This window comes from Providencia vermicola, from assembly GCF_010748935.1.
Lineage (GTDB): Bacteria > Pseudomonadota > Gammaproteobacteria > Enterobacterales > Enterobacteriaceae > Providencia > Providencia zhejiangensis.
In genome coordinates this window covers 3,765,085-3,791,998 of record NZ_CP048796.1, presented here as the reverse complement: position 1 = coordinate 3,791,998, position 26,914 = coordinate 3,765,085, and the positions used below count along the sequence as shown (strand labels likewise).

The following is a 26,914-nucleotide window of genomic DNA, read 5'->3' as shown; positions in this document are numbered from 1 at the left end:
GAAAAAAGAATATATAAGAAGGTCGATACCATGACCCTAAATTGTATTTATTCGCCGTTATTACGATTTGTTCAGCCATACAGAGCAGGGTTACTTGCAACCTTGGTCATCAGCTTAACAACAAATGCGACTGAAATAGAATTTAATACCGATATTTTGGACGTCAATGATCAGGCGAATATTGATTTAAGCCAGTTCTCTCGTCCCGGTTATTTAATGCCCGGAGAATACAGTTTTACTATTTTTCTAAATAAACAAAGTATTCCTGAACAAACTGTTTTTTATTATGCGCCAGAACACCAGAGGAATGAAAGTGAAGCATGTTTAAGCCCTACATTAGTGCAACAACTCGGTCTTAAGCCTAATTTATTGCCGACATTACAGTGGTGGCATCAAGATCAGTGTTTGTCATTAGAGAGCCTCCCAGGGATGGAAGTCAAAGCCGATTTAGCCTCCTCGGCTTTATACATTAGTTTACCGCAAGCTTATTTAGAGTATACGGCGGAGAGCTGGGATCCTCCAGCTCGTTGGGAAGAGGGGATACCAGGAGCGTTACTTGACTATAACTTGAATATGCAAATTGGCCAACAGACAAGAAGTGGACTGCAAACCAGCTACAACGCCAGTGGTAATGGGGTGATGGGGATTAACTTAGATGTTTGGCGAGTACGAGCTGACTGGCAGCTGCGCTTTGATAAGCAACAAGGTCAAGATTCAACGTCATCGTTAGATTGGAACCGTTACTACATGTACCGCTCGGTTAAACCGTTAGGCGCTAAATTGACACTCGGAGAGGATTACCTGAGTTCTGACATCTTCGACAATTTTCGCTTTACGGGACTGAGTTTACTGACTGATAGCAATATGTTGCCGCCAAATTTACGAGGCTATGCACCTGAAGTGACAGGCGTCGCCAAAAGTAACGCAACCGTGATTGTGAGCCAACAAGGGCGAATTATCTATCAGACTCAAGTTGCAGCAGGTCCTTTTCGTATTCAAGACCTGAATGACGCACTGACGGGTGAGCTCAATGTCGAAGTGAAAGAACAAGACGGTTCAACACAAACATTCACTGTAAATACTGCGAGCGTACCTTATCTGACTCGACCTGGACTCCTACGCTATAAGCTTGCAGCAGGTCGCCCCACTGATTGGCGCCACCAAGTGAGAGGAGAAAACTTTGCTAGCGGTGAGTTTTCATGGGGAGTGAATAATGGTTGGTCTCTGTTTGGTGGCGGAATGACCTCAGAGAATTATAACTCTGCTGCTTTTGGTATTGGGCGAGATTTAAAGGTGCTCGGGGCTCTTTCATTTGATGTAACGCATGCGCGTGCTCATTTAAAAGACTTAAAGGATATCGGTGATAAAACTTATCGGGGAAGTTCGTATCGCTTGAGCTATTCAAAACACTTTGATGCTTATAACAGCCAAGTGACTTTTGCTGGGTACCGTTTTTCCGAACAAGGTTTTATGAGTATGTCTGAGTATTTAGATGCACAGGCTACTGAAGTGCGTCAATACAACAGTAAAGAGATGTATACCCTCTCGTATAACCAGCAATTTCCTGAAACTGGGTTGAGTGCATACGTTAATTATTATCATCAAACATATTGGGATCAGCCGGATAACGATCGTTATAGCATCTCGTTAGCGCGCTATTTTGATGTCGATAAGTGGAAAAATTTAAGTGTCAATGTAACGGGCTATCGCAACCGCTATCGCGGAATAAATGATGATGGTATGTACGCTTCACTCTCCATACCATGGGGAGATAGGGGGTCTGTTAGCCTGAATAGTAGTTGGGATCAAAGTGACAGCACTCAGCGTATTAGCTACTACAACCGGTTCGATGAACGTAGCAATTACCAGTTAAGTACGGGGTGGGCGCAATCAGGTGCGCTGATGAGTGGTTATTACACTTATCAAGGTGATTTAGCTCAAGTTAATGCGAATGCAACGTATCAACAAGATCGCTATCGCTCCGCTGGCTTGTCATTTCAAGGCGGATTTACTGCCACAGAAAATGGCGCTGTGATGCATAGAAATAACCAATTAGGTGGAACGCGGATATTTGTTGATACGGATGGTGTTGCAGATATTCCATTACGTGGTTATGGCTCAGTGATACGAAGCAACCGTTTTGGGCAGGCTGTCATCACTGATGTGAATAGCTATTACCGCAACCAAATTAGCGTGGACTTGAACTCGTTACCTGAAAACGCACAGGTGTCTCAGTCGATAAAACAAGGCACTTTAACCGAAGGGGCGATTGGTTATCGTCAATTTGAGGTCGTGGCTGGGCATAGTGGAATGGCCGTATTGCGTTTATCGAACGACGATACGCCGCCGTTTGGGGCGACAGTACTGAATAAACGTGGACAGAATGTCGGCATGGTTGGTGATGATGGCGTGACTTATTTAACCGGTTTGAATCCTAAAGATGTATTAAAAGTACGTTGGGATGAGCAGGTACAGTGTGAGATCACCTTACCCGATCAGCTACCTGAAGGAGAGATGCTGTTATCTCGTTGGTTATTGCCATGCCACCTTTCCAGTAATCAGTGAGGCACAAGCAAGAGTGATTGTGTGGATAGACGGAAACAGAGTGCATCTGCTGGCCAGATAGTGAAACAACTTACCTTTAAAGTGATAAGAATAGGAAGATAGTTATATGATAATTAAAACAATAGGTTATCGTACCTCAATGTTATTTTTAGGGGGCGTCTTTTCATCGATGATGTTACCCAACGCGCATGCTGCCATTGCACTGGATAGAACAAGAGCGATTATCACCGGTGAAGATAAGTCAATAAGCCTGAATGTCAGTAATGAAAACAAACAGCTGCCATATTTAGCTCAAGGTTGGATTGAAAATGGGCAGGGTGAAAAAGTTAGCGACCCGTTTACCGTGCTTCCTCCCGTGCAGCGGATTGAGCCTGGGGCAAAAAGCCAAGTCAAAATTCAAGCATTACCCAGTGTTGCTAAACTCCCTCAAGATAGAGAATCAGTGTATTACTTTAACTTGCGCGAAATTCCGCCAAAAAGTGATAAACCGAACACATTGCAACTCGCATTACAAACGCGCATTAAGTTGTTTTATCGCCCAAAAGCGATCATTCCAACTCGCGAACAAAGGGATAATCCATGGCAAGAAAAAGTGACGCTAACTCGGCAAGGTGATCAATATACACTGGTTAATCCAACACCTTATTACGTCACAATTGTAGATGCTACGCCACGTAAAGAAGGAGCAACAATCTCTGGATTTGAGCCAGTGATGGTTGCACCAAAAAGTCGCCAACCATTAGCAGGAAGTGCGAATGCATTGGGAACGAGTCCTGTGCTGACGTATATCAATGATTATGGTGGTCGGCCAACATTGACCTTTACATGCCAAGGTCCTAATTGCCATGTAGTTCCTGAGAAAAACTAGGCCAGACGGATTAAGAACGGATTAGATAACAGAGGAACGTCATGACAGTAGCTCATAGAACTCTCCAGGGTATGCCGTTGAGTTGTTTAGGATGGATTTTACTTACGAGTTCTGCTCTGGGGAGCACCTTAGATAAGGTGGATAACTGGGATGTGGATGGGGCTCATGGCGCGTTATATGTGCAGGGAGCGTTAACCGAAAGTGCTTGCCGACTGGCGATGCCTTCTACCTACCAAACCGTAGATTTAGGAACGATAGGAACGGGGCAAGTAGAGAAAGTGGGTCAAATGGGGACTCCTATAGCCATACAGTTACGGCTAGAAGATTGCTTAAGAGGGGAAAGCCGAAGTCGCAATAAAGCGGGCAATGTTTTATGGAGCCCAGATATGCCAGCGATGAAAATTCGTTTTTTAGCACCGACGGACGCCCAAGATGAGCAGTTAGTGTCTGTGTTAGGCGCAAAAGGAATGGGATTGCGATTGAGTGATGCTGAACGTAACCCAATAACATTGGGGCAATACAGCCGCCCTCAGTTGATTTCTTCAGGGCATAATCAATTGACCTACTATATAACCCCAGTACGAACAACCGCAGAGTTAAGGTCTGGTGCTTATCGTGCATTGATCCGTTTTCAAGTGAGCTATGAATAGAGGACATTCTGATGCAATTAATAGATGTTAGGCTCTATACATTAAAAAAACGGCGGTTATTCGTCACTATTTTGTTATTAAGTAGTGTGATGATATTTGCTAAAGCGGATACAGCTAATCTCAATTTGACATTAACAATTACGATGCCACCTCAGTGCACTTTTAATGGTAATCAGGCCACGTCGGTTAGTTTCGGTGAAGTACAGCAAGGGCTTATCGATGGAACGAGCTATAAGCGGATGCCAATTAATTATGGTCTTGTTTGTACGGGGCTTGAAAAAAACAATTTAACTATGACGCTGTCTTGGAATGAATTAACTCTAAATGGTGAATCAACAATAAAAACCAATCGAACGGATTTAGGGATAGCCATTTATCGTGATAGCACTCGAGTGAGAAATAATTCAGCCATTAATTTTACCTACGGTTCATCGCCACAATTATATGCAGTACCTACAAAACCAACAGGAAAAATGCTTACGGATGCGGGTAGGTTTACCGGTGTGATGACAATGACCTTAAATTACCAATAGGTTAAGGAATGAGTATGAAAAAACATATAATCTATTGGCTTGGGATAGGCTTATTTGTAGGTCTCCACCCTGTATTATCTCATGCTTTGACCGTTAATTTTGATGGCACATTAGTGGTCACACCGCCAGAATGCACGATTAATGGAGGAAGCACAACGGATGTGGATTTTGGCAATATACACGAAACCTTGATTGATAATAGCAGCTATAAACGTACAAAGATTGAATATGAATTAAATTGTATCAACATTTATAGCAATGCGGTGAAAATGACGTTGGGATGGAATGCAACCACGATTAATGGTCAGAATGTCATAAAGACCAACCTAACAAATTTAGGAATTGCGATATATCAGGATAATACCCGTTTGAATAACGGAGCCGTATTGAATTTTACTTATAAAGGAACAATGCCCTCTTTATATGCGATCCCAGTGAAACCAATTGGTAGTGTGTTAACCGATGGCGGTAATTTTAGTGGCATATTAACCATGTTGGTCGATTATCGCTAAGGAGAAAATATGAAATACCCAGGTTGGTGGTTGGTAATATTATATTTTGTCGGTACTGCTCCGGTTTTAGGGGTAAATATCAACCTACGTGGAAATCTTATCGTCACTCCCCCAGAATGCATCTTGAATAATAATAACCAAGAATCAATTCATTTTGGCGATATTTTATTAACTCGGATAGATGGAACGCATTATTTACAGGATTTGCCGTTAAGCCTGACCTGTTCAGAATTAGCTAAAAACAATCTGACATTAACGTTGAAAGGTGAGCAAACAACTTTTAATAGTAATGGGGCATTGAAAACATCAAATAGTAAATTAGGCATAGTGTTTTATATTAATGGTTCTCGGCAAGCGATAAATCAACCCGTTAAATTTACGTACAGTGCACTACCTTCTTTAAAAGTCGCACCAATAAAGAATAGCACTGCTAATTACAGCAACACAGACGGTGGTCATTTTACGGCACTTGCAACCTTGAAGGTGGATTATCAATGAAACGATTCGCAGTCATCTGTTTTATTGTGTTTGACATGTTGATGTTAGCCGGACAATCCGCTCAGGCAAATTGGGTATTTGACGGCACTTTAATTATTCCTCCTGTGTGTCAGCTTAACCAAAATAAACCAATACAGGTGTCATTTGGTAAAGTGGGAGTACGTAAAGTTGACGGTGATAGGTTTAAACAAGAGATTCCTTACCAATTGGACTGTCTAGGTGATTTAAATCAACCTTGGGATGTCACACTAACATTTAGTGGTACTCAAGCTGGAAATGGGTTTGATAAGGCAACATTGCGAACGGTCAGCGCTTTAAATAATGGTAAATTCGGTTTGCAAATTCAAAAGGATGGTCAGGCATTAGAGTTGAATAAAGCATTTTCGATTAACCCAGCGGCCCCCCCAAAATTATCTGCGGTGCCTATTAAACTCGCGGGCACAGAACTTATAGGGGATGATTTTACGGCAACAGGAGCATTGACCATTGATTTTCAATAAATTAATTTTTAAAACAAAGAATATGAGCTATAGGCTATGCCAATTATGCTCTTTTATTTTCGTTGGTTATTTGTTGAACTTTTCAGGGGTATCACAAGCGGAAACGGTACAATTTGATGGCGTTTTGGTTGAAGATGCTTGTGAAGTTTATCCTGGAGATGAAAATATTGAGTTAGATTTTGGCACTGTTGTTGATAAATATTTATATCTTAATACACGAACACATAGTCAGCCTTTTACGATCCGTTTAATTAATTGTGATTTAGTATTGGGAAAAGAAGTGAGAGTAACGTTTACCGGAAATGAAAATTTAGCGCTTCCAGGTTTATTAGCATTAGATCGCGGTAGTCAAGCTAGTGGGATAGCTATTGGATTAGAAACTGAAAATGGAACGCCTATTATCCTAAATAAGGTACATAGCTATATACAGAACCTTCACACTGGAAATGGCAATGATTTAAATTTAAAAGCGTATATACAAGGTGAACCCAATGCACTATTAACAAAAAAAATAGGCAGAGGTGAATTCTATGTAACAACAAAATTTGTTTTAGAGTATGAATGAAAATTGGCTCATTTAGTGAATTAAGCGCGAATAGGGTTTGTTTAATAAAAACAAAATTTATGAGCTAACTTAAAGAATTGAATGTCTCAATCAATTATGAAGACAGTTATATTTATTGCTAAAGCTAATGTATCAAATTCTAAAGCAGATAATTTGGTTTTGCTTTTTTAATGAATGATAAAAATCATAATAAGTTTTAGTTTTAATTTCCACATGAAAAATGAGTTGTAGTTTATAAAAAGTATAATGTTTTTAATAGGATATATATGAGAATTTTTCCCTTACTATTAGCGTGTGTGCCTTTGAGTTCATTTGCTGACTTCACGGTTACGGCCGAACAAACAACCGCACCATTCATGACGGTCTGGGCGGAAGGATTAGTCACCTATCATATTGTTAGATTTACTGACTGTAAAACAGCTGAGTGCTCGCAAGAAATACATAACGATCGTGCTAGAGTGAGCGTAGAACCAACGCTTCTTGATGATCAAGGTTTTGATCCCTTAGGTAATCGGGTTAGTTATGAAAGTTATAATATTAATTGTGATGGTCAGGCGCTGAGTCATATGGCTGGTTTAAACTGGGCCAGTAAAGTGTTTAATGGCGGTATGAGACTACAATTAACAGACAATAGAATACCTTCAAAATGGTTACCTTGGGATGAGAATAATGTGTCGGTTGGGATTAATTGTTTTGACAAGGTGAATAAAACATACTTAATCTATTTTTCGAATAGTGGTGGTCAGTCTAAAGGGGGACCAAATAGGTTAAGTTCATGTAGTTTAAATAGCCAGAACTTAAATCTTAATTATTCCTCATCGAGTTTAAAAGCTGAAGGGCTTGAAAAAAGTACTCGTCTGAATATTTCCTGTACTTCTGGCACAGCTCGAAATTATCAATTAAGGTTGACGGCGAGTAATGCTACAAATGGGCTGTTGAATTTCGGAAATGGCGTTTCTGCACAAGTATCATTAAATGGTATTCAAGTGAACGCGAATGGTACTGGAATTTCACTTAATAACTTAGTCAATAGTACAATAGCCGTTAATGCTAAACTAAAAGGTAGCGCAACAAAATCTGGGGTATCAAAGGCAAATGGTATTTTAGTATTAGATGCATTATAAGCTGTTGTGACTGGTTTTTATTAATATTAGCGTTAATATTTATTAATTTCATCGTCTAAATTAATGATTCGATGTCATAATTAATTGCGTGAGATTAAAAGTAGATAACGGATAATATAATAAATATGTTAATAAATATGTGTGATAATTGCACTTTTTCTCATTGAGCAATCATATTCAGGATGAAGATGAAATGTTGATGGTTTTAATCATGCTAAAATAGATTCAACTTAAATTAATATTTAAATAGATAACGGTATTGAAACGAAAACTTGCAGCAATAGAAGATTATTCGAGATTTCAAAAATGAGAGAGTATCTGAAAGTGATGGCATGATAGCAAAAATCGGGCATAGAAAAGATAACTTAGTTTATTATTCTTTTTGTAATTAGTAGAGAAAATCTTGTTGTAGATACGGATATTTCGTATCTAGTTTGTAGTGAAAATACTGAAAACTATTCTATTTTTAACTGAAAAATGCTTTCAGTCACCGAGAAAACCGCTTAAAACTGTTATCTGAACCACATTTTCACTAATTATCGTTATTTTTAACTTAATGCGTTATTTATTTAAATATTTAAGTAATCTTGTATTTTTATACTGTGTTTTGTGATTTTATTTGTGTTTAATTAACGTTAAAAACTAAAAATAAATGTTTTGTTAGGTTAGCGTTATATTTTTGAAAATAGCTAAAGCACAAAACATTGTGTAATGTCCATTTCTCTTGTTTATAAGGAGAAAATATGGAACAAAAAAAACAAGATGGGAGCCGCTTTCTACGCACAGTAGAATGGCTAGGTAATGCATTGCCTCACCCAGTCATTTTATTCATTATTTTAACTGCAATTTTATTGGTCTCATCAGCAGTCGGACAATATTTTGGTATTAGTGTGGCTGATCCCCGTCCTGAAGGGGCAAAAGGCCGTGCCGCAGATGGTGTTATTCATGTTGTCAGCCTATTAGATGCCGAAGGCATTCGTAAAATTCTTTCAAATGTTGTTAGCAACTTTACTGGTTTTGCGCCGTTAGGTACTGTTCTTGTTGCTTTATTAGGGGTTGGTATCGCGGAACGAGCAGGGCTTTTATCGGCAGCTATGCGTTTAGTGGTCATCAAAGCACCACGTAAACTAACAACAATGGCGATTGTTTTTGCTGGTATTATGTCAAACACCGCAGCTGAGTTAGGCTATGTCGTGTTAATACCTCTTGCGGCCATTATTTTCCACTCATTAGGCCGTCATCCTCTTGCAGGACTTGCAGCAGCCTTTGCTGGGGTTTCTGGCGGATACTCTGCAAACTTGCTATTAGGCACAGTTGACCCATTATTATCAGGTATTACACAACAAGCAGCACAAATTATTGATCCTACATATACCGTAGGGGCTGAAGCTAACTGGTATTTTATGTTTGCCAGTACATTCTTGATCACTATTTTGGGTTACTTCATTACAGAGAAAATTGTTGAGCCACAATTAGGGCCATACCAAGGCGGCGGGGTCGACGAAGATGAAGATAAATTACGTGCCGATGCTGAAGTCACGCCTCTTGAGAAAAAAGCACTATTTTGGGCATCCGTGACATTTTGGGGATTAGCGGCGCTATTAGCACTCATGGTCGTGCCTGAAAATGGTATTTTGCGTAACCAAGAAACAGGCTTAGTCAGTAATTCGCCCTTTTTAAAATCTATCGTGGTCTTTATTTTTATCTTCTTTGCGGTGCCGGGCATTGTTTATGGTTATGTTGCAAAAACGATGCGCTCTGATAAAGATGTCGTCGATGCAATGGCTAATGCAATGAGTACGCTTGGGCTGTATTTGGTGATTATTTTCTTTGCGGCACAGTTTGTGGCATTTTTTGGTTGGACCAATATTGGGCAAGTTGTCGCGGTAAAAGGCGCTAACTTCTTAAACAGCATCGATTTACATGGTGGAGTTCTGTTTATTGGTTTTATTATTATCTGTGCCTTTATTAACTTAATGATTGGTTCTGCTTCAGCGCAATGGGCTGTCACTGCACCGATTTTCGTCCCAATGCTAATGCTAGCAGGCTATGCACCAGAAACCATCCAAGCGGCATATCGTATTGGTGATTCAGTCACAAATATTATCACACCAATGATGAGTTATTTCGGCTTGATTATGGCTATCGTGGTCAAATATAAGAAAGATGCAGGTATCGGTACACTCGTTTCAATGATGCTGCCTTACTCAATCATCTTCTTTATTGGCTGGTCATTATTCTTTGTTATCTGGGTATTTGTACTTGGATTACCTGTAGGGCCAGGCTCCCCGATTTATTTTACACCTGGTAGCTAATAGTGATTAACGCAAAGGTAGCCAGAGTTTATGGCTACCTTTTTTATCTAGCCAATAAAAATAGCTGAACAGCCACTCATATTACAGGAAATGATGATTTACTCATGGCATTAGCGGAGAAAGAGTTGGTTCTCGAGCGTCGTTAATGACCTTACCAAATCGAGAATCGCCTAGATTCCATTCTGTAATAGCAGACGTAATTTCTTCCTTGGTCCGTCCAATAAAATTCCACCACATTAAAATAGACTCATTAAGTGGCTCTCCACCTAATAACAGAATATGACTATTTGCTGCAAGTTGTAGTGAGACTTGAGTCAGGCCTTTACCTAAATAAATTAATTCATTGCGATGGCTATGCTGGGAACCAATAATGGCATCACCTTCAATAATGAAAATACCGTATTCAAAATCAGGGCGTAGTGTTAATGACAATGCGTGGTTACTGTGGGTTGTGATATCTAAGCCTACTAAAGAAGAAAACGATAATGTCGGTGCTTTATAAGTATCGTACTCCCCAACGAGTAATTGATATGTAATATCTCCAACTGACCATTTAGGCAAAGTAGGGTAGTGGTCAAAGCGAGGTGGCATATCTTTCATTGCTGCTGGCAGTGCTATCCATAGCTGCACCGCATGTAAATGGCGGTTGTCGCCATAGGTATCTTCGGAATGGCTAATGCCTTTACCGGCGGTCATCAAATTAACTTGGCCTGGGCGGATCACTTGTTCGTAGCCTAAACTGTCTCGATGTAGAATTTCGCCTTCAAGCATCCAAGTAAAGGTTTGCAGTGCGGTATGTGGGTGAGGGGCGACGCGCATACCATCTGCATCACCTTTAAATACCGTCGGACCCGCATGATCGAGAAAGCACCAAGCACCAATTAAACGCCGCTGTTTGGTCGGTAAAACTCTCGCGACAGGGATCCCGCCAACATCTTTAATGCGTGCATGAATATGTAGGAACGGTTGTGGGTTATATTCATTTGTGATACTCATTTGCACCTCTTCTTTAGGAATATTGGCAAATAGATAAGATTTAGTGACGGATATCTTGATACTCAGGCGTTTTATCAAATATCGCTTTGGCGAATGGGCATAATGGAATAATTTTACGCTTTTCAGAACGCATTCTTTCAACCACTTTTGCGACTAACTGTTTAGCTATTCCTTGTCCTTTTAAACGTTCATCAACGACGGTATTGTCAATAATCGCGAGTTCGTCTCCGGTATAGACAAAGGTAATCTCAGCAAGACGATTTTTTTTATCATCCGATAAGATAAAAAAGCTGTGATGGTCAGATTGGATGTTGTTCATATTATACCTGCTCATACCGTTAAGAATAAAAAACCTATGGAATTTAGCTTAGATAAGATTAGGTATAAATACAATGAGGTTCTTTTGCTCAAACTATTCAAATATTTTGAATGGTCGTTATTAAAAATGATATAAAAAAAGAGAAAATCGATTTTTTATATATTTATAAAATAGTTTTATGTTGAATATTATTTTTTCAACGGAGAAACTCTATGTATTTAAAATTTATCAATCACATTCCATACTTGGATTGTCGTTATCATTTGCTTTCAAGTGAAAAAGCAAAAGCGGAAACCAGTACCGGAAAAGATTTTTCTCTTGGTATAACCTCAGTTAATAACTTATTTAAAAACCATAATTTAAAAAATAAAATTAATGGCGCCATTCCTTGTCCTGTCGCTAGCGGTAGTGATAAATATACTCTAGACAGAGTAACACAAAGTCAACACGCACTTATTCAATTTCAAAACAGTCTTGTCAATGTGGCAGAAAATATATTGAGAAAGTTTAATGTGTCTGCTGATGGTTTAAAAAGTATCTCTGAAGAGTTAAATGAGTTATCTCATGGCGAGAACAGATTACTTAATCCAAAAGAAATAAATAAGGCTAAAGATTTCAAAAAATATTTAATTCGATTCATTCATAATGAAATGCAAGGTCATAATCATAAAATCTCTTTAGAGGAAGTGAAAGTATTATTTAATAACGAATTCAAAGATATTCTCAATAGTAAAGAATGGAAGATTGTTGAAACGGAGTTAGTATACGGGAATAAAAAATACTCTTTTGTATTAATACCGGCATCAAAAATGAAATATAATAACGCTGATAATGATATATTTTATGATTGTAGTTATCAGAATAAAGGTATTTGCTCTAAGTCGAGTGATGAAACCGTTCATGCCGTAAATTTATGGGTTTCTGACGTTAAAGATGATCAACAAAACTCATTGTTTACCGGCATTCGTCATGGTGTATTATCCCCTTTCTCCCTCCCAGAAGGGAGTTTTTTACGTAAGGAAGGTGCTAAAAATAGAGCAAAAGAAGTCGTTATCGCCGCCCTTTATTCTAAACCTGAACTTTATAAGAAAGCATTAAATAATGAGGTGGTGACATTAAGGATCTCTTCGACTTCTTTACTCACATATCTGTTTGGTGAAACAAGCATGTTAGATGACCAAATTTTTGCTTGGGATTCTTTGAATAATGACCCGTTTGTGCATTTAAACATTCGAGATGAGAAAGGAGACTTAAAACAAGTTAAAATTAAGCTTGATATTGCAATTTTAAATTTTGGCGTAAACGAATTATCATTATCGATGATAAATAGGGTCTCGGATGGTATATCTGATAGATTATCTAGTTGTATAACGTATAAGAAAAATAATCTTCATCAATTAAACAAATCTGCGTTGGAAAAAATAATGGGCGATGATTATTTAGAGAATAATCATCTAGGTGGATGGGTTGGCAACTATTTATCTGAAAATCCACACGCTGATAATCGCCACAAAATAGAAATATTATGTCAACAGATAAGAGATATCTGGAAAAATAGCTCATATAACAAGGATGCGAATGAACCCTATAAAATGGCCCAACGTATTGTTATGTTAACTTATGAAATTGATGCGGTGCCTTGTTGGAACTGTAAAAGCGGTAAAGACCGAACGGGAATGCTCGATGCTGAAATAAAACGTGAGACCCTGAGTTATCATCAAAATAAGCATTTAGGTAAACCTAGCAGTAAATTAATCAGTGAAGAAAGCCAGCTTTTCCAAGATGTGTTGTTACAGAGCGGCAATTTACAAATACAGGAATATAACACAGGTCTTGTTGGCAACAAGGTTGTTAAAGATCTCCCTCTCTATTTGAAACCAATGGCCCTATCTTATGATGCGCGTATAGGTGATCGATTTATCCGACAACAAGTTAAAGGCTTTTCATCTTTATCTTAAGCGCATTTTCTATTGATCTAAAGGGTACGCCAGTGCCCTATTCAATAATGACAAAGTGATATTTTTTATATTTATTGACCGTCAAGGTAGAGATTAATACGGATATCAGTAATAGGCTAAAAAATTTAGCGCAATCACAGTGAGTGAAATTGTTTCGTTTTTGTCACAAAATTGTTTCATAATGTTATTTTTAATGACTTGATGTGATTATCATCACAATAACCCCGCCTTTTTTTGCATATAAATCGCTCATGTTTATGTCGCTTTAGTCAATATGAGATCATGATTATGGTATTTTCTACTCGAGACACACTCTTTTCCCTACTGACCTTAGACGGTATTTCAGGTCATGAAGCCCCTATCGCAAATGTGATGAAAAAACATCTCAAAACCAGTGCTAAAGACCTTTGGCAGGATCGCCTCGGTAATGTCGTTGCTCGTTACGGAAGTGAAGATCCAAAAGCACTGCGTTTAATGGTCTTTGCGCATATGGATGAAGTGGGATTCATGGTACGAAAAATTGAATCGTCAGGGTTTATTCGTTTCGAACGAGTCGGCGGGCCTGCACAGGTGACAATGTCAGGTTCAGTGGTTCGCCTTGCCGGTGAATCTGGCTCAATACCTGGATGTATTGGTATTAAATCTTATCACTTCGCGAAAGGAGATGAACGTACACAATCTCCCTCTATTGATCAGCTATGGATTGATATCGGAGCGAAAGATAAAGCAGATGCTGAAAGGATGGGAGTCAAAGTCGGTACACCAATTACGTTGTATAACCCACCCCAAGAACTGGGTAATGACATGGTTTGCAGTAAAGCATTAGATGATCGACTTGGCTGTACAGCGTTGCTGGGTTTGGCCGATGCAATCAAAGATAAAAAACTAGATATAGCCGTATTTATTGTTGCCTCAGTACAGGAGGAATTCAATATTCGTGGCATCTTGCCTGTACTACGCCGTGTAAAACCTGACCTCGCTATTGGAATCGATATTACCCCTTCTTGCGATACCCCAGACTTACAAGACTATTCGGATTTAGTCATCAATAAGGGGGTCGGCATTACTTGCTTAAATTACCACGGTAGAGGCACCCTTGCAGGGCTAGTCACACCTGTTCGTTTGATCAATATGTTAGAAAAAACAGCGTCTAAAAACCATATTCCAGTACAAAGAGAAGTTGCTCCAGGTGTCATCACTGAAACTGGCTATATTCAAGTTGAGCAAGATGGCATTCCTTGTGCAAGCCTCTCTATTCCATGCCGCTACACACATTCACCGGCTGAAGTTGCGAGTTTACGTGATCTCAGTGACTGCATTCGGTTATTAACTGCTTTAGCCACACTTCCAGCTAATCAGTTTCCTATCGAGTCTGACTCAGACTATAACCAAGAGGTTAATTAAAATGAAAAAAGTCCTCGTTGCATGTGGAACGGGTATGTCTACGTCCACAATGATTGCTCAAAAACTGCAAGATTACTTGGCAAGTGAAGGGATCCCAATCGTCACTTCACAATGCTGTTTAAATGAAATTCCACTCAATAGCCATGGTGTTGATCTGATTATCACTGCAATGAAAACGGATACAGATTATGGCGTACCAACATTGAATGGCGCGGCCTTACTCACAGGCGTTAATGACGATGCACTAAAACAAAAAATTAAAACGTTGTTATCACAATAAACCTCATAGGTGACGTTATGTTTGACTATATACTTTCTTTAGGCGGTACAGTATTTGTCCCAATCGTCATGATAATTATTGGCTTAATCTTTCGCATACCGTGGCTACAAGCCATTAAAGCAGGGGTGACTGTCGGTATTGGATTTGTCGGAATGGGGCTGGTGATCGTCATGGCTATTGATAGCCTAAGCCCTCCAATCAAAATTATGATTGAACGTTTTGGCTTATCTCTGCATGTGCTTGATGTTGGCGCGGGGCCTGCATCCGGTGTTGGTTATGCAACAGCTATTGGTGCCATGATTATCCCCGTTATTTTCTTACTTAACATCACGTTATTGTTTACTCGCCTAACGAAAACCATGAACGTTGATATTTATAATTATTGGCACTATGCGATTACTGGTACCGTTGTTCAAATAGCAACAGGCAGCTTAATTTATGGTATCGCAGGGGCGATGTGTCATGCCATCTTATCGCTAAAAATGGCGGATTGGACAGCAAAACGAGTACAAACAATCGTTGGATTAGAAGGCATTTCAATTCCTCAAGGGTATGGCTCTAGTTCAGTCCCTCTATTCGTATTTCTTGATTCGATCTATGAAAGGATCCCTTTCTTAAAAGGAAAAAATATCGATGCTCAAGCAATCCAGAAACGCTACGGTATGGTGGGAGATCCCGTTATTATCGGGGTTGTCTTAGGTTTATTATTTGGGCTTGCGGCAGGAGAAGATTTTAAAGGTTGTGCGACGTTAATGATCACGGTTGCCGCGATCATGGTGTTATTTCCACGAATGATCCGCTTGATTGTCGAAGGTTTACTGCCGATCTCTGAAGGTGCCCGTAAATTTTTTCAGAAGCATTTTAATGATCGAGAAGTGTTTATTGGTTTGGACACCGCGGTAACGCTTGGCCATCCAACGACGATTGCAGTGGGTTTACTACTGATTCCTATCATGCTGGTCTTGGCAAGCATTCTGCCATTGAACAATGTGTTACCACTGGCTGACTTGCCTGTAGCTCCTTTCTTCATCTGTATGGCCACGGTAATCCATCGTGGTGACTTATTACGCACATTACTGAGCGGTGTGATTGTGATGAGCACCGTTTTATTGATTGCAACACAATTTGCCCCTTTCTTTACTGAAATGGCGCGTAATGGGGGCTTTAATTTTGCTGAAAATGGTTCACAGATTAGTGCCTTGTCTGTAGGCAATATGTTCGGCTGGTCTATTTACGAATTGATGTCATTTGGTCTTATTGGCGTTGTGCTAACTGTCGGTATTGTTGCCTGCGTCGTTATTTTCTTACGTAATCGTGAATTACCTGAATAAGGAGTATGGAAATGAGTTGGTTAAAGGATGTTATTGGTACGGAAAAGGCGGTAATTGCTATGTGTCACTTACGTGCGTTACCTGGGGATCCTGACTTTAATGCTCAGCACAGTATGCAATGGGTCATTGATAGAGCTTATGAGGATCTGATGGCTCTACAAAATGGCGGTGTTGATGCTGTGATGTTTTCAAATGAATTTAGCCTGCCTTATCTCACTAAAGTCAAGCCAGAAACAACCGCAGCAATGGCACGGATCATTGGTCAATTGATGAGTGAGATCCGGATACCTTTTGGTGTAAATGTCCTTTGGGATCCGATCGCTTCATTCGATTTAGCGATGGCGACAGGTGCGAAATTTATCCGAGAAATATTTACCGGTGCTTATGCAAGTGATTTTGGCGTATGGAATACCAATGTGGGGGAAACGATTCGCCATCAACATCGTATTGGGGCAAGCGAGGTAAAAACACTGTTTAATATTGTACCTGAAGCTGCGGTATACCTAGGTGGACGTGATATCTGCTCAATAGCAAAGTCTACCGTTTTTAATAATAAACCAGATGCATTATGTGTTTCGGGATTAACTGCTGGCGCAAAAACAGACAGTGCGATTTTGAAACAAGTCAAAGATACGGTGCCGAATACGGTGGTCTTTGCCAATACAGGGGTGTGCCTCGAAAATGTGGAAGAGCAATTGAGTATTGCTGATGGATGCGTCACTGCGACCACATTTAAAAAAGACGGTATTTTTGCCAACTTTGTTGATCAAACCCGAGTGGAAAGATTTATGGAGAAAGTGCATAGCATAAGGCAATAAGAAAGGAGATAAGCAAAATACCTATCTCCTCGTGATACTTAGAGTCCTCGCAAGCTTCGCCAAAAGTTAGGCGAGGGCTCAATAATCAAGCATATACCGAACCTTAAAGGAGTCAATATACAATGATTGATGATGCTAAATGGATCCAAATAAATCAGGTTGCGACGGATTGGAAAGAGGCGCTTAGCATAGCTTGTAGACCTTTAATTAGGTATGGCGCGGCTGAGCCTAATTATTTACAAGGCATCATTAAAAATACCCAAAGTTGGGGGCCTTATTATTTGATTGCGCCGGGTATTGCAATGCCGCATGCACGCCCTGAACAAGGGGCTATTTATAATCAGATGACGCTAACTACCCTAAAACAACCGGTTGTCTTTGGGCATGAAGATTGTGATCCCGTATGGTTACTGATGACGGTGTGTGCGATTCAAAGCAATGACCATATTCGATTAATACAGCATATCGCTGAAATTGTAGATAACCCCTTATTACTTGATGAGATTCGTTTTGCTAAAACCAATAGCGATATTTTGAAAGTACTAAATCCATATTAATCTCTTTATGGAGGAGTAGTGATGATATTACATCCATCTTTGGCTTCTGCTGATCCACTTTGCCTTGGCTCTGTGATTGATAAACTTGCTAATCAGAATATTGGGTCATTACATCTGGATATTGAAGACGGTAATTTCATCCATAATATTACTTTCGGTAGCAAGTTGGTTAAAGCGGTCGTACAAGCCACAAAACAGGCCATATCTATTCATTTGATGGTATCTCAACCATTATTTTGGGTCAGGGAGCTTGCACCTTTTGCGCCTAAATGGATCTTTTTTCATCCAGAAGCGGTGAATAATCCTTCAGAAATTATTGCTGAAATTAAAAAAATAGGGGCAAAAGCAGGGATAGCATTAAATCCGAGCACCGCAGTGGCTCCTTATCAATATCTTACTGATAAATTAGATGCTGTGATGGTGATGACTAGCGAGCCTGATGGTGAAGATCAACAATTTATTCCATTGATGGTAGAGAAGATTCAGCAAGTGTCGTCTTTATTTCACCCACTGGAATGCTGGGTTGATGGTGGAATAAGTGCAGATAAAATGCCTTTATTAAAAAAAATGGGAATTAATAATATTGTCTTAGGAAGGGCTCTTTTTACAACTGATGATTACGAAAAAACGATAAAACAATTCAGTGATTAAATTCGGAGAGAGGTCGCTTATGAGTCTGTATAAATCTGATCGGATCCAACAGATGTTGCACTATCTTTGGAAATGCCGAGAATTGTCTACACAACAAGCCGTTGAGTTATTCGGTTGTGCTGAAGCGACAATTCGTCGTGACTTTCAGTATATCGCTGAACACTATCCAGGGATGACCAGAACGCATGGCCGCTTAAATTTCGATGATAGTACGACAGATAAAGAATCTCAGTTCGATGTTAGGCGTTCTTTAAATTGTGCCTCTAAACGTGAAATTGCACTGATAGCCCGTAAATTTATTCATGAAGGTGATTGCTTCTTTCTTGATTCTGGTTCTACTTGTTTAGAGTTAGCAAAATGTTTGGGGGATATTCGAGTGAAAGTGATTTGTAATGACATCAAAATTGCGAATCAGCTTGGGGCATTTCCAAATGTAGAAAGTTATATTATTGGTGGATTAATTAGACCAGGGTATTTTACGGTGGGAGAGAGTTTAGCCTTAGAGATGCTAAATGCGTTTGCCGTTGATCGTGTCTTTATGTCATGTGATGCATTATCGATTGAAATGGGAATAACGAATGCCACCATGTTTGAAGTAGGCGTTAAGCGTAAACTTATCGCTCGCTCGCCTGAGGTTATTTTGTTAGCTGACCATAGCAAGTTTGATATGTTTGAACCCCATGCAGTAGCAACGTTATCATGTATTAAAACTATTATTAGCGATAGTGGGCTTACCAATGAAATTCAGCAACGGTATCGTCAAGCGGGATGTGAATTAAAATGCAGCTATTAGCGATGGTATGTGGAAAATGGTATTTCATTAATATGTATATTAAGTTCTAAAATAAAATTATGATGGGGTTTATTAATAAAATGGAGTGTTAATGTTTAAACCAATTCCTCAAAGAGGAAATATTTCTATATAAGATTGAAAATAGCGAGCCAGCCCACTAAATCAATATTTGGTATTTATTCTGTCAATTATCATTACGATAGAATATATTTATCAGTAAATGTTTGTGGTTTTTTATTTTTCACCTCTTGCTTAGTCATCGACTCAATGCACTCGTAGTTTGATTTTATTGATAGTTTTACGCTATAAAATGAGTGCTGCATTTAAATTCTATTGATAAATTAAATCATACAAGGTAATTATAAAATAAAATCAATTAAAACTTAGTGAAATACAAATCATGGATCACATAAAATAAAAAAAAGGAATTTGGAAGATTGATTTTTTATCTAATGAGCCTGAATAATGTCCTTACGTAATGCCACTTAAGTATTGCTGCTTGGCAATAGGTGTCTGATATAAATAATATATCAGGCATTTTCCACATCGGAGAAAACAGATGGATTATGAAAAAACAGGATTGGACATTTTAAGGTTTATTGGTGGAGTAAGTAACATTGAGTATCTAACTCATTGCTCTACTCGACTTAGAATAAATCTTTATGATAATAATAATATTGACCGAGAAGAATTGGAAAAAATTCCTGGCGTTATTGCTGTTATTATTAATATCCAGTGCCAAATTGTGATTGGTAAAGAGATAGTTAATGTCTACAATGTGATTAATAATTTATTAATCGCTCAAAAAGATCCTGTAAATAATACAATAAAGACAAAAAAACGATTAGGCCCTTTACTTATTGTTTTTATTATTAGTGTGTTTCAACCCATCTTACCGGCTATCGCTGGAGGAGGAATTCTGAAATCAATCTTAATCATATTGGATATGTTAGGTTGGTTAAAAAAGGGTACCCCTACTTATCAAGTTTTAGACTGTATTGGCAGTAGCCCTATTTATTTTTTACCAATATTAGTTGCAATTACGACAGCGGTTAGGCTTAAAGTCAATGTAGTGATAGCTGTTTCTTGTGTCTCTGTTCTTATATTACCTGAAATGATAAGAATAATGGCAGAAGGAACTTCATTTTTAGATTTTAAACTTGAAAGTATTCAATATGCGACCCAAGTATTTCCTGCAATACTGTGTGTTCTTTTCTATTCCCAAACAGAAAAGTTATTTACGCGTTATGTACCCACTCTCTTACAAAGTTTTCTAACACCTATGTTGTCATTTATAGTGACAGTGCCTATTACGCTACTTATTTTAGGTCCAGTGGGGTATCAGCTAGGAGTTGCAATAACAACAGCAATGATTTGGTTACATAGTCATTTAGGGTTCATTGCTACGAGTATGGTAGCTTGCACTTTACCTTTCCTTGTTGCTACAGGAATGCATAAACCTCTGCTACCTTATGCGATTTCAACTTTAGCACAACATGGTAAAGAGACACTTTATATGCCAGCGTCATTAGCTCATAACATTGCAGAAGCGGGGGCTTGTTTTGCTGTTCTAGTCAAAAGTAAGAATAAATCAACCAAGCCAATTGTATTTTCTGCGGGCATATCTGCATTATGCGGTATTACAGAACCCGCACTTTATGGCGTTACCTTTGTTAATAAAGTAGTACTCTACGCTGTGATTGCTGGCTCCGCAATTGGTGGTAGCTTCTTAGGGTATATGTCTGTCGCATCTTTTGCTTCAGCTAGTCCAAGTTTAGTCAGTATCTCTATTTTTGCTTCTAGCGACTTTCCTAAAAATATTATTTATGCTCTGATTGGAGCCAGTATTTCGTTTAGTATCACCTTCCTAATCACATTTATATTCTGGCATGAAAAAAATAATGAGAAGCAAAATAAAAAAATAGAAAACGAAAAGTTGACCTCTACACCATTTTTATCAAATAAATAAATATATCAAAATAATAGTTTGTAAGTATTGATCATGTATTTAATGCTGATTTTATAAGGTTACACATTGTTTTTGATGTTTAAAATAAAATATTTTTGGCTTTAATTATTGTTAGTTTATAAGAACAGAACGTTTATATGTGATTTTTTGTTTTTAGTGAATAATAATTTAAATATTAGGATAATAAAGGGAACCGTATGGGAATAGAAAAAAGAACATTTAAGCATGGTTTTTTATGGGGAGCTGCAATTGCAGCAAATCAAGCAGAAGGTGCTTGGAATTTAGATGGAAAGGGGCCTTCTGTTGCCGATGCGATACCAATAAAATCAAATCTTAGAGTGACTGACTATAATGGGCACAACGCAGTATCAGACGAAGATATTCAGTCAGCTCTTAATGGGGTTAATAATATTGCATATCCTAAACGTAGAGGAATTGATTTCTATCACCGTTATAAAGATGATATGGCCTTATTTGGTGAAATGGGAATTAAAGTGATGCGGGTTTCCATTGCATGGACTCGTATATTTCCTACCGGAGAAGATAGTGAGCCTAATGAAATAGGTTTGAAGTATTATGAAGATCTATTCATGGAAATGCATAAATATAATATTGAACCTTTAGTGACGTTATCTCACTATGAAATGCCATTAATATTGAGTGAAAAATATAATGGTTGGACTCATAGAAATGTGATTGATGCATTTGTGAAATATTGTAATGTTTGTTTCCAGCGTTATAAGACATTAGTTAAGTATTGGCTGACATTTAATGAAATAGACAGTGTCATGCGTCATCCCTTTACGACTTTAGGGTTTCGTGAACAAAAATCGACACCAGAGCGTTATGAACAGGACATTTATCAGGCACTACACCACCAATTTGTGGCTTCAGCGATTGTAACTCGCGATTGCCATCAAATTATTCCACAAAGCCAAGTCGGTTGTATGTTAACGAAGGTGACGACATATCCAAGAACTTGTCATCCAAGCGATGTTGAAATTACATTAAGAAAAAATCTGGAAAATTATTTTTATTCAGATGTTCAGGTTCGTGGATATTATCCACCACTTATATTGCGTAGTTTTGAACTACGAGGCATTACCATTCAAATGGAACCTGATGACTTAGATATTATCCGTCAACATACTGTTGATTTTGTCTCCTTCAGTTATTACATGTCAGTGACTGAGTCTGTTCAAGATAATGCAGAGAGGACACCAGGAAATACGGTGTTTGGTGTAAAAAACCCTTATTTATCGACATCTGAATGGGGATGGCAAATCGACCCTATCGGCCTGAAGATTTCATTAATTGAGCTTTATGATCGCTACCAAAAGCCATTATTTATTGTAGAAAATGGGATTGGAGCAAAAGATATTGTAGAGGATGGCAAAATACATGATAGCTACCGAATTGATTATTTCAGGGCGCATTTTGAGCAGATGAAAGAAGCGGTGAATGAAGGTGTTGATTTAATGGGATACACAAGTTGGGGAACTATCGATATTATCAGCGCGGGCACCTCACAAATGACAAAACGTTATGGGTTTATTTATGTTGACCAAGACGATGAAGGAAATGGTACCTTGAATCGGTTGCGCAAAGACTCTTTTTATTGGTATCAAAAAGTGTGTGAAACAAATGGAGAAGACATTCGTTAGATTGCAAAAAAGTAGCGACTACATGGCAGGGTGTTGTTTATTAAGATAATAACAATAAAACATTTTAGTGAATAAGAATTAATCAAATAAAATAAACAGGCATGATAGTCATCTTTGTATGCAAATATAGAGATGACTATTATGCATTAGATAGAATAATGTTTATTGGTTAGGTTCAATAAGAAAGGGTTGTTAGAAGATACTAAAATTGAATTAATAACGAGAAGCTGATATTCATTGTTAGGTGATTTAATCTTAGACTAGTTAATTATACAAGAGGATATCGTAACTTGAAGGAACCACTGTAGAAGAGAAAGTGGTGCCCGGACTCGGAATCGAACCAAGGACACGGGGATTTTCAATCCCCTGCTCTACCGACTGAGCTATCCGGGCAACGGGGCGCATTAAACCGTATTAGGCGGTTTGCGTCAACGAGTTTTTTCTAAAAAAACGTAATTTTTAACTGAGTGTTTTCTTTTTCAGCAAAAAGTGACGGTTTAACGCGCGATCGTACTTTTTTTAGCTTAGAGCGCCTTTTTTTCGGCATAACGCAATCGCTAAAATATCTTCTGACAGGTGTTGAGCGATTTCAACATCCTTAATGTCTCGTTGAATCAATAGGCGATTTAGGCAACCTTCTAAAACTAACTCCATTTGATTAGCGACCAGTTCGGAATCTTCGATGTCTAGCTCATCCAACAACTCTTTGGTATACAGGAAAGAGTTATCTTTTTGTATACGACTTAATTGGTGAATAGGATGTTGTGGATCGGGGTAGTGGTTGCAAGCCGAAACAAATAGACAACCCGGAAAGCGCCCTTCACTGACGCGCTGATAGAGTTGTTGATAACGAGCAGATAATTTCTGCTGAGGATTGAGAGAGTCATCTAATCGTGTTTGACGCTGCCAAATTTCAATTTGTTGTCCATGGTAGCGTAAGCAATCGTACACCAAAGCTTCATCGTCAGGCCAAAATTGGCGGATCACGCTAAAATCAGGCGCAATCTCATGGAGGAGATGCTCGGTGGATGCGGATAGACCTTTTTTTTCTAACTGGTTAAGAGCATGACTCAAAATTTCTTCGCGCTGTACTGACATTGTTAGCTCCGTCACAATATTGTTCTACTACCTAGCATCATAGCAATGTTCATTATGTATTTATAGCAGTTTGCTTTATGCACAACAGTGACTCTATTCTGTGACCCCACACCATTCAAGTGGCGATAGCAATTTGCAGTAGGGTAGATATCAACATGATATAATTAGAAAATCGGCTCAGTTTTTCACAGGGTTCTCTATTATGAAAATTATCATCGCACCTGATTCATTTAAGGAAAGTATCAGTGCAGAAGTTGCTGCTCATGCCGTGAAGCAAGGATTTCACGCTATCTTTCCGGATGCGACTTATCTCTGTTTACCGATTGCCGATGGGGGGGAAGGTACTGTTGATGCGTTGATCGCCGCAATCGGAGGAGAGCATGTGACGCTTGAAGTCTCAGGGCCATTGAATAAACCCGTGATGGCGACTTATGGCTTACTTCATCAAGGTAAAACCGCCGTTATTGAAATGGCTGCTGCAAGTGGATTAATGCTAGTTGCTCCTAAACAACGTAACCCGATGCTGGCGAGTAGTTTTGGTACTGGCCAGTTGATTAAAGATGCTTTAGATAAAGGCGTAACACAGATTATTTTGGGGATTGGGGGGAGTGCGACTGTCGATGGCGGCGTCGGTATGCTGCAAGCGTTAGGCGCTATCTTTTATGATGCACAAAACCAACAGCTTGGACTGGGTGGTGAAATATTAAATAAGATCGCTTACATCGATGTATCAGGCCTAGACCCGCGATTAAAAGACTGTGATATCGAAGTGGCATGTGATGTGGATAACCCGTTAGTTGGTGAGCGCGGTGCAGCAGCAATATTTGGCCCTCAGAAAGGTGCTACCGCAGAGATGGTAGTGACGCTTGAACAAGGTCTTAATCAACTGGCGGATGTGATAGAGAGCACGGTAGGCATCGATTATCGTCATTTGGCGGGAGGCGGTGCGGCGGGCGGAATATCTGTTGCTGCTGCCGCGTTTATGAAGGCTAATTTAAAACCTGGGATAGAGATTGTCGTTCAAGCGGTCAATTTAGAAAAAGAAATGATTGATACCGACCTAGTGATCGTTGGTGAAGGGAGTATGGATGGACAAACGGCTGGCGGCAAAGCACCAATTGGTATTGCTAAAGTAGCGGCTAAACACCAGGTTCCGGTGATTGCGTTGAGTGGTGTTTTAGGGAAAGGTGTTGAAGCATTACATCAAGAAGGTATTGATGCCTTTTTTAGTATTGTCCCCCGCTTATGTTCACTCGAAGAGGCCTTATCTGAAGGGGCGGCTAACTTGCAACAAGCTGCCTATAACGTCGCGAAAGTCTTACAGTTAGGGCAACAGTTAAAGAATAGATAATATGACTGACCTTGCTTGAGGCATTTTAATGGGTGTTCGATGTGTTTCGCTATAGTGATTGATTTTGATAAGCGAAAATAAATAACCCCCAAGCGTTGGATAACAACGTTTGGGGGTTTTATTTTAAAGATTAAATGACTACAACATCATACCGCCAAATAGGAAACCGAAGGTGACGGCTAAGATGACGGCAATCGTGCCTGGAATGAAGAATGGGTGGTTAAAGACAAAACGACCGATGCGTGTTGTCCCTGTATCATCCATTTGTACCGCAGCAACGAGCGTTGGGTAAGTTGGCAGAATGAATAAGCCAGATACCGCAGAGAATGATGCGATAGCCGTCAATGGGCTAACATGTAATGCTAACGCCATTGGCATTAACGCTTTTGCTGTCGCAGCTTGTGAATACAGCAGTGCTGAACAGAAGAAGAAGATCACAGCTAGCATCCAAGAATGCTCATGAATTAAGTCGCCAGCAGTTGCTTTAATCCAATCAATATTATGTTGTACGAAAGTATCACCTAACCAAGCAACACCCAGAATACAGATACAGGCACTCATACCTGCTTTAAAGGTGCTTGAGTTAAGGATAGAGTCAGTACTCACACGGCAGAGAATAGTGATTAGGGTTGCCACACTCAGCATAATGATCAGAATAGCATTGGTGGTGTTCATCAATGGTGTCTTGACGATACCTAAGCTTGGGCTGTTGATGATGGCATAAATGACCACACCCACAACGCCCAGTAAGAACAACAGAACCGATGATTTTGCACCTGCTTTGATATCTTTAACTTGGCTACCACGCAGCTCAACGAGGCCTTCAGCCAAACGTTTCTGGTAAATAGGATCATCCGATAGTTTAGAGTTGAATGTCCAAGAGATAATGAAAGACATTAGGATGATAGCAAGGAAAGTCGATGGCAACAGGATACCTAATAGTGTGATATAGCTAACGGTGTTACCAGCACCAACCATCGCTGGGTTTTCCATAACGGAAGCCATATACACAACAGCCGCAGAAATAGGTGAAGCGGTAATACCGATTTGAGCAGCCACAACGGCAGTTGAAAGTGGACGACAAGGTTTTACGCCTTGCTCTTTTGCGACTTCAGCAATAACGGGCAAAGTTGCTAAAGAGATATTACCTGTCCCCGCAAATAGGGTTAGGAAATAGGTCACGATTGGCGCAAGGATGGTGATGTATTTAGGATTACGGCGCAGTAGTTTTTCTGTTTGAGCAACTAAGTAATCAAGGCCACCAGCAATTTGCATTGCTGAAATAGCTGCGATTACGGCCATGATAATGGAGATAACGTCAAATGGAATGGTGCCTGGTTTCACGCCAATTGCAGCGAGTACCAAGACACCTAGGCCACCGGCAAAACCGATACCTATCCCACCAAGACGGGCCCCCAGAAATATGGCCAGCAGAACAATAATAAATTCTACGGCTAGCATAGTGTTTACTCCTCGACAAAATTAAAATTAAAAATATGAAACTGTAGTGTTAATTTTTTGTGTGTGCATAAAACTAAAAAGGCACGCTTTCCGAAGGAGAGGCGTGCCTTGATTTTTAAGTATTATTTATGGTT

25 protein-coding genes and 1 tRNA gene are annotated in these 26,914 nt (G+C 39.3%); 21 read left to right on the top strand and 5 right to left on the bottom strand.

Annotated elements, in window-relative coordinates; all coding sequences use genetic code 11:
- Positions 1 to 30: 30 nt before the first annotated feature.
- The 10 genes from G3341_RS17155 to G3341_RS17110 all read left to right on the top strand — a co-directional run bounded on the left by G3341_RS17155 (position 31) and on the right by G3341_RS17110 (position 10,130).
- Positions 31 to 2,565 carry an outer membrane usher protein gene (locus G3341_RS17155; RefSeq protein ID WP_163863094.1) on the top strand — a complete coding sequence of 845 codons (2,535 nt, stop codon included), beginning with the start codon at positions 31 to 33 and terminating at the stop codon, positions 2,563 to 2,565.
- 139 nt (positions 2,566 to 2,704) lie between these two features.
- The gene (locus tag G3341_RS17150; protein WP_163863656.1) at positions 2,705 to 3,433 is read left to right on the top strand and encodes a fimbria/pilus periplasmic chaperone; all 729 of its coding nucleotides are present in this window, start codon (positions 2,705 to 2,707) and stop codon (positions 3,431 to 3,433) included.
- 41 nt (positions 3,434 to 3,474) lie between these two features.
- Positions 3,475 to 4,083 carry a fimbrial protein gene (locus tag G3341_RS17145; RefSeq protein ID WP_154623604.1) on the top strand — a complete coding sequence of 203 codons (609 nt, stop codon included), beginning with the start codon at positions 3,475 to 3,477 and terminating at the stop codon, positions 4,081 to 4,083.
- 11 nt (positions 4,084 to 4,094) lie between these two features.
- Complete coding sequence (locus tag G3341_RS17140; RefSeq protein ID WP_163863092.1) at positions 4,095 to 4,616, top strand: fimbrial protein; 522 nt, start codon at positions 4,095 to 4,097, stop codon at positions 4,614 to 4,616.
- A 14-nt stretch (positions 4,617 to 4,630) separates the two neighbouring features.
- Positions 4,631 to 5,128, top strand: a complete 498-nt coding sequence (locus G3341_RS17135) for a fimbrial protein (RefSeq protein ID WP_163863090.1) — start codon at positions 4,631 to 4,633, stop codon at positions 5,126 to 5,128.
- Positions 5,129 to 5,137: 9 nt separating this feature from the next.
- Positions 5,138 to 5,626 carry a fimbrial protein gene (locus G3341_RS17130; RefSeq protein WP_163863088.1) on the top strand — a complete coding sequence of 163 codons (489 nt, stop codon included), beginning with the start codon at positions 5,138 to 5,140 and terminating at the stop codon, positions 5,624 to 5,626.
- Positions 5,623 to 6,126 carry a fimbrial protein gene (locus G3341_RS17125; protein ID WP_154623600.1) on the top strand — a complete coding sequence of 168 codons (504 nt, stop codon included), beginning with the start codon at positions 5,623 to 5,625 and terminating at the stop codon, positions 6,124 to 6,126. The genes G3341_RS17130 and G3341_RS17125 overlap by 4 nt, the downstream gene beginning before the upstream one ends.
- 22 nt (positions 6,127 to 6,148) lie before the next feature.
- Complete coding sequence (locus tag G3341_RS17120) at positions 6,149 to 6,691, top strand: fimbrial protein (RefSeq protein ID WP_163863653.1); 543 nt, start codon at positions 6,149 to 6,151, stop codon at positions 6,689 to 6,691.
- Between the two features lie 266 nt (positions 6,692 to 6,957).
- Entirely contained in the window at positions 6,958 to 7,815 is an 858-nt protein-coding gene (locus tag G3341_RS17115; RefSeq protein ID WP_163863087.1) for a hypothetical protein, read from the top strand.
- Positions 7,816 to 8,558: 743 nt separating this feature from the next.
- Positions 8,559 to 10,130 carry an AbgT family transporter gene (locus tag G3341_RS17110; protein WP_154622527.1) on the top strand — a complete coding sequence of 524 codons (1,572 nt, stop codon included), beginning with the start codon at positions 8,559 to 8,561 and terminating at the stop codon, positions 10,128 to 10,130.
- A 102-nt stretch (positions 10,131 to 10,232) separates the two neighbouring features.
- Here G3341_RS17110 and G3341_RS17105 read toward each other — a convergent pair whose 3' ends face one another.
- Both G3341_RS17105 and G3341_RS17100 read right to left on the bottom strand, forming a co-directional pair.
- Entirely contained in the window at positions 10,233 to 11,126 is an 894-nt protein-coding gene (locus G3341_RS17105; RefSeq protein ID WP_163863084.1) for a pirin family protein, read from the bottom strand.
- Positions 11,127 to 11,166: 40 nt separating this feature from the next.
- Positions 11,167 to 11,445, bottom strand: coding sequence for a GNAT family N-acetyltransferase (locus G3341_RS17100; protein WP_163863082.1), 279 nt, complete (start codon positions 11,443 to 11,445; stop codon positions 11,167 to 11,169).
- A gap of 212 nt (positions 11,446 to 11,657) precedes the next feature.
- On the opposite strand from G3341_RS17100, the gene G3341_RS17095 reads away from it, so the two are divergent.
- The 10 genes from G3341_RS17095 (at position 11,658) to G3341_RS17050 (ending at position 22,870) form a co-directional block, all read left to right on the top strand.
- Positions 11,658 to 13,403 carry an inositol phosphate phosphatase SopB gene (locus G3341_RS17095; protein ID WP_163863080.1) on the top strand — a complete coding sequence of 582 codons (1,746 nt, stop codon included), beginning with the start codon at positions 11,658 to 11,660 and terminating at the stop codon, positions 13,401 to 13,403.
- 288 nt (positions 13,404 to 13,691) lie between these two features.
- Positions 13,692 to 14,807, top strand: a complete 1,116-nt coding sequence (locus G3341_RS17090) for a M42 family metallopeptidase (protein WP_154623530.1) — start codon at positions 13,692 to 13,694, stop codon at positions 14,805 to 14,807.
- 1 nt (position 14,808) lies between these two features.
- Positions 14,809 to 15,087 (top strand): PTS sugar transporter subunit IIB SgcB, encoded by a 279-nt coding sequence (sgcB, locus tag G3341_RS17085; protein ID WP_154623529.1) that lies wholly within the window; start codon positions 14,809 to 14,811, stop codon positions 15,085 to 15,087.
- 17 nt (positions 15,088 to 15,104) lie between these two features.
- A complete protein-coding gene (gene sgcC, locus G3341_RS17080; protein ID WP_154623528.1) occupies positions 15,105 to 16,418 on the top strand; it encodes a PTS sugar transporter subunit IIC SgcC in 1,314 nt (437 codons plus the stop codon).
- A gap of 11 nt (positions 16,419 to 16,429) precedes the next feature.
- Positions 16,430 to 17,236 (top strand): BtpA/SgcQ family protein, encoded by an 807-nt coding sequence (locus tag G3341_RS17075; protein ID WP_154623527.1) that lies wholly within the window; start codon positions 16,430 to 16,432, stop codon positions 17,234 to 17,236.
- A 122-nt stretch (positions 17,237 to 17,358) separates the two neighbouring features.
- On the top strand, positions 17,359 to 17,793 hold the full coding sequence (locus tag G3341_RS17070) for a PTS sugar transporter subunit IIA (protein WP_154623526.1): 435 nt from the start codon (positions 17,359 to 17,361) through the stop codon (positions 17,791 to 17,793).
- Between the two features lie 21 nt (positions 17,794 to 17,814).
- A complete protein-coding gene (locus G3341_RS17065) occupies positions 17,815 to 18,444 on the top strand; it encodes an epimerase (protein ID WP_154623525.1) in 630 nt (209 codons plus the stop codon).
- Between the two features lie 19 nt (positions 18,445 to 18,463).
- Positions 18,464 to 19,237: a DeoR/GlpR family DNA-binding transcription regulator gene (locus G3341_RS17060; RefSeq protein ID WP_154623524.1), complete on the top strand. Its 774-nt coding sequence runs from the start codon at positions 18,464 to 18,466 to the stop codon at positions 19,235 to 19,237.
- A gap of 559 nt (positions 19,238 to 19,796) precedes the next feature.
- The gene (locus tag G3341_RS17055; RefSeq protein WP_163863078.1) at positions 19,797 to 21,206 is read left to right on the top strand and encodes a PTS transporter subunit EIIC; all 1,410 of its coding nucleotides are present in this window, start codon (positions 19,797 to 19,799) and stop codon (positions 21,204 to 21,206) included.
- A gap of 197 nt (positions 21,207 to 21,403) precedes the next feature.
- On the top strand, positions 21,404 to 22,870 hold the full coding sequence (locus tag G3341_RS17050; protein ID WP_163863076.1) for a glycoside hydrolase family 1 protein: 1,467 nt from the start codon (positions 21,404 to 21,406) through the stop codon (positions 22,868 to 22,870).
- A 317-nt stretch (positions 22,871 to 23,187) separates the two neighbouring features.
- Here the strand turns inward: G3341_RS17050 and G3341_RS17045 are convergent.
- Positions 23,188 to 23,263 (bottom strand) — tRNA-Phe (locus G3341_RS17045).
- Positions 23,264 to 23,389: 126 nt separating this feature from the next.
- Positions 23,390 to 23,968 (bottom strand): division control transcriptional repressor DicD, encoded by a 579-nt coding sequence (gene dicD, locus G3341_RS17040; protein WP_154624554.1) that lies wholly within the window; start codon positions 23,966 to 23,968, stop codon positions 23,390 to 23,392.
- Positions 23,969 to 24,170: 202 nt separating this feature from the next.
- On the opposite strand from dicD, the gene G3341_RS17035 reads away from it, so the two are divergent.
- Complete coding sequence (locus G3341_RS17035; protein ID WP_154624553.1) at positions 24,171 to 25,319, top strand: glycerate kinase; 1,149 nt, start codon at positions 24,171 to 24,173, stop codon at positions 25,317 to 25,319.
- 138 nt (positions 25,320 to 25,457) lie between these two features.
- Here G3341_RS17035 and G3341_RS17030 read toward each other — a convergent pair whose 3' ends face one another.
- Positions 25,458 to 26,780 carry an anaerobic C4-dicarboxylate transporter gene (locus tag G3341_RS17030; protein WP_154624552.1) on the bottom strand — a complete coding sequence of 441 codons (1,323 nt, stop codon included), beginning with the start codon at positions 26,778 to 26,780 and terminating at the stop codon, positions 25,458 to 25,460.
- Positions 26,781 to 26,914 lie beyond the last annotated feature (134 nt).

Excerpts from the sequence above, each read along its gene's own strand:
- G3341_RS17155 (WP_163863094.1), top strand. The coding sequence starts at position 31 with ATGACCCTAAATTGTATTTATTCGCCGTTATTACGATTTGTTCAGCCA.
- G3341_RS17150 (WP_163863656.1), top strand. The coding sequence starts at position 2,705 with ATGTTATTTTTAGGGGGCGTCTTTTCATCGATGATGTTACCCAACGCG.
- G3341_RS17145 (WP_154623604.1), top strand. The coding sequence starts at position 3,475 with ATGACAGTAGCTCATAGAACTCTCCAGGGTATGCCGTTGAGTTGTTTA.
- G3341_RS17140 (WP_163863092.1), top strand. The coding sequence starts at position 4,095 with ATGCAATTAATAGATGTTAGGCTCTATACATTAAAAAAACGGCGGTTA.
- G3341_RS17135 (WP_163863090.1), top strand. The coding sequence starts at position 4,631 with ATGAAAAAACATATAATCTATTGGCTTGGGATAGGCTTATTTGTAGGT.
- G3341_RS17130 (WP_163863088.1), top strand. The coding sequence starts at position 5,138 with ATGAAATACCCAGGTTGGTGGTTGGTAATATTATATTTTGTCGGTACT.
- G3341_RS17125 (WP_154623600.1), top strand. The coding sequence starts at position 5,623 with ATGAAACGATTCGCAGTCATCTGTTTTATTGTGTTTGACATGTTGATG.
- G3341_RS17120 (WP_163863653.1), top strand. The coding sequence starts at position 6,149 with ATGAGCTATAGGCTATGCCAATTATGCTCTTTTATTTTCGTTGGTTAT.
- G3341_RS17115 (WP_163863087.1), top strand. The coding sequence starts at position 6,958 with ATGAGAATTTTTCCCTTACTATTAGCGTGTGTGCCTTTGAGTTCATTT.
- G3341_RS17110 (WP_154622527.1), top strand. The coding sequence starts at position 8,559 with ATGGAACAAAAAAAACAAGATGGGAGCCGCTTTCTACGCACAGTAGAA.
- G3341_RS17105 (WP_163863084.1), bottom strand. The coding sequence starts at position 11,126 with ATGAGTATCACAAATGAATATAACCCACAACCGTTCCTACATATTCAT.
- G3341_RS17100 (WP_163863082.1), bottom strand. The coding sequence starts at position 11,445 with ATGAACAACATCCAATCTGACCATCACAGCTTTTTTATCTTATCGGAT.
- G3341_RS17095 (WP_163863080.1), top strand. The coding sequence starts at position 11,658 with ATGTATTTAAAATTTATCAATCACATTCCATACTTGGATTGTCGTTAT.
- G3341_RS17090 (WP_154623530.1), top strand. The coding sequence starts at position 13,692 with ATGGTATTTTCTACTCGAGACACACTCTTTTCCCTACTGACCTTAGAC.
- sgcB (WP_154623529.1), top strand. The coding sequence starts at position 14,809 with ATGAAAAAAGTCCTCGTTGCATGTGGAACGGGTATGTCTACGTCCACA.
- sgcC (WP_154623528.1), top strand. The coding sequence starts at position 15,105 with ATGTTTGACTATATACTTTCTTTAGGCGGTACAGTATTTGTCCCAATC.
- G3341_RS17075 (WP_154623527.1), top strand. The coding sequence starts at position 16,430 with ATGAGTTGGTTAAAGGATGTTATTGGTACGGAAAAGGCGGTAATTGCT.
- G3341_RS17070 (WP_154623526.1), top strand. The coding sequence starts at position 17,359 with ATGATTGATGATGCTAAATGGATCCAAATAAATCAGGTTGCGACGGAT.
- G3341_RS17065 (WP_154623525.1), top strand. The coding sequence starts at position 17,815 with ATGATATTACATCCATCTTTGGCTTCTGCTGATCCACTTTGCCTTGGC.
- G3341_RS17060 (WP_154623524.1), top strand. The coding sequence starts at position 18,464 with ATGAGTCTGTATAAATCTGATCGGATCCAACAGATGTTGCACTATCTT.
- G3341_RS17055 (WP_163863078.1), top strand. The coding sequence starts at position 19,797 with ATGGATTATGAAAAAACAGGATTGGACATTTTAAGGTTTATTGGTGGA.
- G3341_RS17050 (WP_163863076.1), top strand. The coding sequence starts at position 21,404 with ATGGGAATAGAAAAAAGAACATTTAAGCATGGTTTTTTATGGGGAGCT.
- dicD (WP_154624554.1), bottom strand. The coding sequence starts at position 23,968 with ATGTCAGTACAGCGCGAAGAAATTTTGAGTCATGCTCTTAACCAGTTA.
- G3341_RS17035 (WP_154624553.1), top strand. The coding sequence starts at position 24,171 with ATGAAAATTATCATCGCACCTGATTCATTTAAGGAAAGTATCAGTGCA.
- G3341_RS17030 (WP_154624552.1), bottom strand. The coding sequence starts at position 26,780 with ATGCTAGCCGTAGAATTTATTATTGTTCTGCTGGCCATATTTCTGGGG.